This is a genomic window from Haloferax sulfurifontis ATCC BAA-897, from assembly GCF_000337835.1.
GTDB lineage: Archaea > Halobacteriota > Halobacteria > Halobacteriales > Haloferacaceae > Haloferax > Haloferax denitrificans.
This window is the reverse complement of record NZ_AOLM01000002.1, coordinates 143,875-151,860: the sequence shown is the minus strand read 5'-3', so window position 1 is coordinate 151,860 and position 7,986 is coordinate 143,875. Positions and strand designations below refer to the sequence as shown.

8 protein-coding genes and 1 tRNA gene are annotated in these 7,986 nt (G+C 66.2%); 4 read left to right on the top strand and 5 right to left on the bottom strand.

From position 1 onward, the window contains the following. Window positions 1-283 precede the first annotated feature (283 nt). Window positions 284-1,813: a hypothetical protein gene (locus tag C441_RS00825; protein WP_007273352.1), complete on the top strand. Its 1,530-nt coding sequence runs from the start codon at window positions 284-286 to the stop codon at window positions 1,811-1,813. A gap of 140 nt (window positions 1,814-1,953) precedes the next feature. On the opposite strand, the gene C441_RS00820 is transcribed toward C441_RS00825, so the two are convergent. Together C441_RS00820 and C441_RS00815 are read right to left on the bottom strand one after the other, a co-directional pair. Then, a complete protein-coding gene (locus C441_RS00820) occupies window positions 1,954-2,364 on the bottom strand; it encodes a hypothetical protein (protein WP_004969223.1) in 411 nt (136 codons plus the stop codon). 16 nt (window positions 2,365-2,380) lie between these two features. Further along, the gene (locus C441_RS00815; RefSeq protein ID WP_007273351.1) at window positions 2,381-2,758 is read right to left on the bottom strand and encodes a hypothetical protein; all 378 of its coding nucleotides are present in this window, start codon (window positions 2,756-2,758) and stop codon (window positions 2,381-2,383) included. A gap of 265 nt (window positions 2,759-3,023) precedes the next feature. Here C441_RS00815 and C441_RS00810 point away from each other — a divergent pair, with 265 nt between their 5' ends. Both C441_RS00810 and C441_RS00805 read left to right on the top strand, forming a co-directional pair. Beyond that, window positions 3,024-4,214: a redox-regulated ATPase YchF gene (locus tag C441_RS00810; protein WP_007273350.1), complete on the top strand. Its 1,191-nt coding sequence runs from the start codon at window positions 3,024-3,026 to the stop codon at window positions 4,212-4,214. Between the two features lie 54 nt (window positions 4,215-4,268). Further along, the gene (locus C441_RS00805) at window positions 4,269-4,667 is read left to right on the top strand and encodes a hypothetical protein (RefSeq protein ID WP_007273349.1); all 399 of its coding nucleotides are present in this window, start codon (window positions 4,269-4,271) and stop codon (window positions 4,665-4,667) included. A 59-nt stretch (window positions 4,668-4,726) separates the two neighbouring features. Here C441_RS00805 and C441_RS00800 read toward each other — a convergent pair whose 3' ends face one another. Both C441_RS00800 and C441_RS00795 read right to left on the bottom strand, forming a co-directional pair. Then, window positions 4,727-5,326, bottom strand: a complete 600-nt coding sequence (locus C441_RS00800) for a GNAT family N-acetyltransferase (RefSeq protein WP_007273348.1) — start codon at window positions 5,324-5,326, stop codon at window positions 4,727-4,729. A gap of 105 nt (window positions 5,327-5,431) precedes the next feature. Further along, window positions 5,432-6,745 carry a 5'-deoxyadenosine deaminase gene (locus tag C441_RS00795; protein WP_007273347.1) on the bottom strand — a complete coding sequence of 438 codons (1,314 nt, stop codon included), beginning with the start codon at window positions 6,743-6,745 and terminating at the stop codon, window positions 5,432-5,434. 364 nt (window positions 6,746-7,109) lie between these two features. Here C441_RS00795 and C441_RS00790 point away from each other — a divergent pair, with 364 nt between their 5' ends. Next, window positions 7,110-7,829 carry a helix-turn-helix domain-containing protein gene (locus tag C441_RS00790; RefSeq protein ID WP_007273346.1) on the top strand — a complete coding sequence of 240 codons (720 nt, stop codon included), beginning with the start codon at window positions 7,110-7,112 and terminating at the stop codon, window positions 7,827-7,829. A 49-nt stretch (window positions 7,830-7,878) separates the two neighbouring features. On the opposite strand, the gene C441_RS00785 is transcribed toward C441_RS00790, so the two are convergent. Continuing rightward, window positions 7,879-7,953 (bottom strand) — tRNA-Glu (locus C441_RS00785). Window positions 7,954-7,986: the final 33 nt, after the last annotated feature.

The following is a 7,986-nucleotide window of genomic DNA, read 5'->3' as shown; positions in this document are numbered from 1 at the left end:
TGGTCCGCTCGCCCATCACACATAGACAGCGACCGCACTCCGGTCGCGTCTCTCTCGTCGTTCGAGAGTGGCAACACTCTCGCAGTGCGGGCCGCCTCCGATGCACCCCTAAGCTCGACCGTGAGGGCGTTTCGATGCGACCCAGTCAGTCGTTCGGTGCGAAACTCGACGAAATCGACAGACGAAGGCCCGATTTCGAACGCGTTGATTGGGGTGAAATTCAGCGAAAACCGGGGTTACGATTCTCCCCTTTTACCGTATCAGGGTTAGAAGGAACGGTTGCATGCGCGGCAGCAAACACCTCACCGTAGTCATGGTCGTTGCGATGCTCGCCGTCGCGATGGTCCCCGGGACCGTCGGTGCCGCGAGCACCGATGCCCTCCATGTCGGCGTCACGCAGGACGCCGACACGGGCGACGCGACAGTGACCGTGACACGGAACGAGACGACCGTCGAGAACGCGACGGTCGTCGTCGAATCGAGCGATAACTACGCCGGGAACGGAACGTACGCGACGGACGCGGACGGCACCGTCGACCTCCCCAATCCGCAGGAACGCGTGAACGCGACGTTCACCGTCTCCGAGGGGAACAACACGACTAGCACGTCCGTCATCCTCGTCCCGCTCGACGAGTCCCTCGACGTGTCCGTCGAGGCCGACGACGCCAACGACACGGTCGTCGCCACCGTCACCCAGTACGGTGACGCCGTCGAAGGCGCGTCCGTCATGGTCAACGGGACCGACTACGCCGGGAACGGAACGTACGAGACGGACGCGGACGGCACCGTCGAGGTCGACGAGCCGACGACCACGACGGACCTGACGTTCGTCGCGATGGACGGCGACCTCACGGCCGAGACGACGGTCGAAGTCGAGGCCGACGACCTTTCGGTCTCCGCCGAGGTTGACGACGCCAACGACACGGTCGTCGCCACCGTCACGCAGGACGGCGAACCCGTCGAGAACGCATCGGTTCAGGTCAACGGGACCGACTACGCCGGGAACGGAACGTACGCGACGGACGCGAACGGCACTGTCGAAGTCGCAGAGCCGACGACCACGACGAACCTGACGTTCGTCGCGACCGCCGACGGCCTCACCGCCGAGACGACGGTCGCCGTCGAGGCTGACGACCTCAACGTCTCCGTCTCGCAGGACGGAAACGAGTCGGTCACCATCACCGTGACCGAGGACGGCGAACCCGTCGAGAACGCGTCGGTCGCGGTCGATGGGAACTACACGGACGCGGGAGAGTACGAGACGGACGAGAACGGTACGGTCGACCTCATCTCGCCGTTGCAGACCGTCACGGTCGACGTGACCGCCGAATACGACGGCCTCACCGCCGAGACGACCGTCACCCTGCAGGGTGAAGTCGCCGCGGACGACCCGTTCGGACAGCTCGTCAGCAGTTTCGTCGAGCGTCTCAAGGACACGGGCAGTGACGGCCCGCTCGGACAGGCCGTCTCCGACTTCGTGACCGAGAACAACCCGGGTAACGCGGACGACAAGCGTCCGGACCACGCCGGTCCGAAGCACAGCGACGACGCTGACGACGACGAGGACGCACCCGGGAACTCCGCCAACGCCAAGAACGGCAACGGTGGAGGTCCGCCGGAGCACGCGAACAACGACAAGGCGACCGACGAGGACGACCAGAGCGACGACGAGGAGACCGCAGACGACGCTGACGACGAGTCAGACGACGACTCCTCGGACGATTCGGACGATTCGGACGATTCGGACGACTCCTCGGACAGTTCGAACGGTAACGGCAACGGCGGTGGCCCGCCGGACCACGCCAACAACTAACTAATCGGGCACGGGTTTCCCACGCATCGAGCGTGGGCTTGGGTTTCAGCCATCCGCGTCCGGGAGGGTACTGTGGGTCAGAGGCACCCCATCCCACTACGCCCTCGACCGTCGTTGTCAGAGGCTGACGGTCGGGCTACTCACTCGCCCGACGCGATTTTTTCTATCGAAACGTCACCGAGCGCGCCGACGAGCGCCGGGTCGACGTCGAACCGTCGAACCGCGAGCCGTGCGCCCGCGACCACGAGGTCGTCGTCGACGCGGGCGGGTGCGCCGCTGGGATACCACGCCGAATCGTCGGACGCGCGGACGCTGGACCGGAGCGACTCGCGGAGGCGACGGTGTGCGAACAGCGTCGAGACGAACGCCAGCGACGCCGCGAGGGTCACGCCGCCGTCGTCGAACGCGGCGTCGGTCGCTTCCGTTCTGGCCGTTTCGAGCGCGCCGGCGACGGCGAGCGACTGTCTCGCGTGGTCGTCGTCGGTGAGCGCGCGGCTGAGCGCGGCGTCCTGAATCTCTCGAATCGCGGTCTCGGTCGTGGGTTCGGTCATCTGACGCTGAGTCTGGTCACGCCCCGTCGAGCGGCGGCACGCGGAGGGTGTGGTCGACGACGGTCTCGTCCGGTCGGAGCGTCACCGTCCCGAGGAACACCGTTTCGCCCTCGGCGGCGCGGGTTGCGACGGTCTGAAGCGTCTCCCGCTGGTCGAGTTGTTCCCACGTGACGCGTTCGACGAGGCGCTGGAACGCGCCGGGGTCGGTCCACCCCGAGTCGATGTCGGACGGGACGTTGACCACGAACCGGAGCTCGGTCTCGGTGACGTGGATGCCGACGCGGAACGTGTCCGCGTCGGCCGTGTCGTCCGGCGAGGGCTCGGCGGCGGCCGCGTCGGCGTTCGCGTTCGGCGCGGATGCGGTTTCGCTCGCCGTCTCGTCGCGGTCGGTCATGCCCGGCAGTCGGTGACGTGAAGACAAAGGTGCACCGGACGTGGGCCGAAGGGACCGCGCCCGGCGCGGAACGACCGTCGGCTCGCGGATTCGACTTGGCTCTCCCCGCCGCGAACTCGCCGACGGAGTCGCGTCCCCGGCGCTCGAACCCGGGAGTCGAGCGCGGGGAACCGGCCTCCTCGACACCGATGGCGTGTGAATTTCACGCATAGCGAGACGAACCTCGAACGGTTATTAGCGTTCGAGACACCAGTCCGACCAACGAATGAGTTACAAGATCGGTCTCGTCGGAAAGCCATCCGTCGGGAAGTCGAGTTTCTTCAACGCGGCGACGATGAACGACGTGCCCGAGGGTGCGTACCCGTTTACGACCATCGACCCCTCTATCGGCGAGGCGTACGTCCGCGTCGAGTGTGCGGCCCCGGAGTTCGACGAGTCGTGTACGCCCTCGGTCGGTTACTGCGACCACGGGATGCGGTTCGTCCCGGTCAAACTCGTCGACGTGGCGGGGCTCATCCCCGGTGCACACGAGGGCAAGGGCCTCGGGAACCAGTTCCTCACCGACCTCAACGAGGCGGACGTGCTCGTCCACGTCGTCGACTTCTCCGGTGAGACGGACATCGAAGGCGAGGCGACGGAGGGCCACGACCCCCGCGAGGACATCGACTTCCTCGAAAACGAACTTGACATGTGGTATCTCGACGTCTTAGAGAAGGGTATCGACCGCTACCGCTCGGGCTACCACGGCGAGGACAAGGACATCGAAGTCGACCTCGCGGAGCAGATGTCGGCGTTCAAGACGAACAAAGACGAAATCAAGCAGATAATCCTTTCTCTCGGGCTGGAGCTCGACCCCGACGAGTGGGACGACGCGGACAAGGAGTCGCTCGCCCGCGAGATTCGGAAGCGCACGAAGCCCATCATCATCGCGGCGAACAAGATGGACAAGCCGGTCTCCCAGGAGAACTACGAGGAAATCACGGCGGACCCCGACTACGAGCACCTGACGTTCGTTCCGACCTCGGCGCACGCCGAGAAGGCGCTGAAGAAGGCAGACGAGGGCGGCGTCGTCGACTACCGCCCCGGCGACGACGACTTCGACATCGTCGGCGACGTGAGCGACGAACAGGAGGCGGGGCTCGAACAGATTCGCGAGTTCGTCACCGAGTTCGGCGGCACGGGCGTCCAGCAGTCGCTCGAAAACGCGCTGTTCGACGTGATGGGTGCCATCGCCATCTTCCCCGGGAGCGCGAACGGCAAGAGCGACTCGCAGGGCGTCTTCCGCGACTGCTTTATCCTCCCCGAGGGCTCGACGACCGAGGACTTCGCGTACCACCTGCACTCGGACATCGGCGACGGTCTCCTCCACGGCATCGACTGCCACTCGAAGCGTCAAATCGGGTCGGACCACGAGCTCTCGCACCGCGACGTGGTCGAAATCGTCTCGACGAACTGACTCTCTCGGACGCCAACCGCAACACCGTTATATCCGTGGCTGTAGGACCCGGGTATGGGTGAGGCCGAAACGACGGCCGCGACACTCGACGTCGAGATTGGGGGTCTCGGCGGCGAGGTGACGCTGGCCGACTTGTTCCCGTCGTCGTGGGTCGAGTCACATTGTCAGGCGGCATCGATCAGTGAATTCCTCGAAGAAAGCGGGTTCGCGGTCGCAGATCAGGATTCCTTCGAGTCGATACCGACCCACGAGTGGGACCGGTACGTCGAGTCGAACACCGAGTTCGACGACTGGCAGGAGATGCTCTCGGCCGGCGTCGAGCGGTACGTGCTCGAACAGGCGGGGACCGGCGACCCGGCCGACGAAGTTGAGGCGCTCGACGAGGTCGAGACGGCCGACGGAGGCGACTCGGCGGACGCCGAGACCGAAGACTCGCTCGAAGCCGGCGTCTGAACGCGCGGGCTGACGGGAAGAAGGGCTCCCGGTTCGGGGAGAACGGGAACCGGGAACCGTTATGCGCTGTTTTCGACGAGCGCCGCGCCGCGGGCGAGCGCGTCGTCCCACCAGTCACGTTCGCGAGCGTCGGCGACGGACAGCGGCGCGTCGGGTTCGTCGGGTCGGTCGCCGAGGTCGAGACTCCACCACTCCACGTCGTGCCACGCGTCGCCTTTGTAGCCGACGCGCTCGAAGCGGCCGACGCGCTCGAACCCGAACGACTCGTGGAAGGCGATGCTCGCGGGGTTCGGCGTCGTGATGACGGCGACCGCGGAGACGTAGCCCTGCCGTTCGAGCAGGTCCAAAAGCGCCGTGTAGAGCCCGCGAGCGACGCCGCGGCGCTGGAACTCCGGGTGGACGTAAATCGAGGTCTCGACGGCCCACTGGTAGGCGACGCGTTCCCGAATCGCCCCGGCGTAGGCGTAGCCGGCCACCTCGCCGTCGAGTTCGCAGACGAGCCACGGGTAGTCGGTCTTCTGCTCCAGTTTCGCTTCGAGGTCAGCGACGCTCGGCGGGTCGTAGGCGAACGAAATCGCGGTGTCTTCGACGAACGGCGCGTAAATCTCCCGAATCGACGGGAGGTCGGACGGCGTCGCCGCACGGAGTCGGACAGTCATGACTCAGGTGGGGTCGCGCGGAGAGAAAGAGGCGACGGTGGCGGCGGGCCTCGCGGACACGGCCGGCCGGTCTTGCGTGCGAGGTGGTCTCGTGAGCGGGGGTACTCAGTCGCTCGTCGGTGCCGAGTCGAGACCGGCGGCCACCGCCCGCGCCCGTTCTCGGACGTCGTCGGCGTCTGCGCGGACGTGTTCGCCCCCGTCGTAGAGCACGTCGCCGTCGACCATGGTGAACACCACGTCGTCGCCGTGGGCGGAGAACACGAGGTGCGACAGCACGTCGTGGAGCGGCGTCGCCCGCGTGAGGTCGGTGTCGATGCCGACGACGTCCGCTTTCCACCCCTCGCGGAGTTCGCCGACGCGGTCGAAGCCGGCGGCCTTCGCGCCGTTTCGCGTCGCCATCTCGAAGACCGTCGCGGCGGGCGTGCTCGTCGGGTCGAGCGCGTCGACCTTCTGGAGGAGGCTTGCCTGTCGCATCTCGGTAAAGGGGTCGAGCGTGTTGTTACACGGTGGGCCGTCGTTCCCGAGCGCGACGTTGATACCGCGGTCGAGGTAGTCCGGAATCGGTGCGATACCCGACGCGAGCTTCATGTTCGACGACGGGCAGTAGGTGACGTGCGTGCCGGTCTCGGCGAGCACCTCGCGCTCGGAGTCGTCGGTGTGGACGCAGTGGGCCAGCACCACGTCGTCGCCGGTGATACCGACCTCGTCGAGCCAGTGGATGTTGCGCATGCCCGTCTCCGCCTCGACGGTGGCGATTTCGTTTCGGTTCTCGCTGGCGTGGGTGTGGATGCGGACGCCGTCGTAGCGGTCCGCGAGTTCGCGGACGCCCCGCAGACACGCCTCCGAGCAGGTGACGGCGAACCGCGGCGTGACGGCGTACTGGATGCGGCCGTCGAAGCCGTCGTGATAGCGCTCGATGAGGCGCTCGGACTCGGCGAGGCCCGCGTCGGTGTCTTCTTGGAGTCCCTCGGGGGCGTTCGTGTCCATGAGCACCTTGCCGATGCGTCCCCGGATGCCCATCTCGCCCGCGGCCTCGAACGCCTGCTCGGCGTGGTTGACCGAGAGGTGGTCGACGACCGTCGTCGTGCCGGACTCGATGCATTCGAGGTAGCCGAGCTCGGCGGCGACGCGCATCCCTTCGGCGTCGAGGCCGGCCTCCATCGGGAGCACGTGGTCGAAGAGCCAGTCCAGCAGTTCGGTGTCGTCAGCGATGCCACGGCCGAGCGACTGCACCGAGTGGACGTGGCCGCCGACCAGTCCCGGCGCGACGATGCCGAACTCGCGTCGCTCGTGGTCTGGATACCGTTCTGTGAGGTCCGCGCGCGCTCCGACCGCGACGATGCGGTCGCCGTCGACGACGACGGCGCCCTCTTCGATGATGGTGGACGCGTCGGCGACCACCGTACCCGCGAGTAACATCCTCGTGCGGGTAGACGACCGGGCGTCAAATAGGTGGTGACCCGGCCGCCGTCCGAGGTTGGTTGGAGTGAACGGATGCGGTCGGTGGTGGGAGGGGACGGTCGGAACCGGTCCCCGCGAGCGAGCGCCCCCGAGCCACACGTACGTTTCCGAATCGACGGGCGGAACCCGTGTCTGCCGTGTCGCACCGGTCTGCTCGCTCGTGTTTCGCTCCGTGCTAAACTGGCCTCACTATTTCGTTAGCACCTGCTAACCCTGGTCGCGAAGCGGTGACGAAAACGAATGTGACCCGGAAAGGGGCTGAGAACACAGTCGATGTCGGATTAGTACATGCTAAGTCACTCCGCGACAGAACGAAGACCGAATGCGCGAGTTCGAATTCGTCGTTCGCTTTTCGGAGGGGACCGACGAGCTGATGGACCTGTTTTACGAGTACCCGAGTCTGCGCTCTCGTTCGTCGGTCTGTTCGTCCACGGAGGACGTGATGTGGCGGGTCGACCACGTCGTCGGCACGCCGGAGGGGCTGTCGGCGTTCGAGGAGGTGTTCACCGACGAGACGCGGTGCAACGAGTGCCTCGACGCGCCCGACTGCCACACCCACCGCGACTACCACGTCCTCGACCGCTCGGACCACTCGATGACCGTCTACACCTACCGCGAGGAGGTGAGCAACTGCCACTCGATTCCCCGGTACGTCCTCGAACACGTCGGACCGGGCGTCATCTTCGAGTCGTCCCGCCGCGCGGGCGAGTACCGCTGGCGCATCCTCTACCCCGGCGACCACCCGCTCGGCGAACTGTACGAGACCATCGAGGCGCAACTCAGGGAAGGCCTGCAACTGGACGTTGAACATCTCACGAACGCCGGCAACTGGGACGCCGAGGCGCGCATCGCGGCCGACCTCTCGGCGGCCCACTGGGAGGCGCTCGAAACAGCCGTCGAACACGGCTACTACGAGCGCCCGCGGAAGGTGACCGTCGAGGACCTCAGCGACGTGCTCGACGTGCCGCGTTCGACTGTTCAGTACCGGTTGCGAACCGCAGAAGACATCGTGATGTCGCAACTCGGCGACCCGGACGCGTAGACGGCGGAGAGAACGCTCGCTGTCGCTCGTGGTTCAGGGTTGAGAGAAGTGCTCCGTCAGGGATTCGAACCCTGGTCATCACCGTGAGAGGGTGATATGATTGGCCGGACTACACCAACAGAGCACGTTGGTACATCATTCCGTATTGCTCGTGATT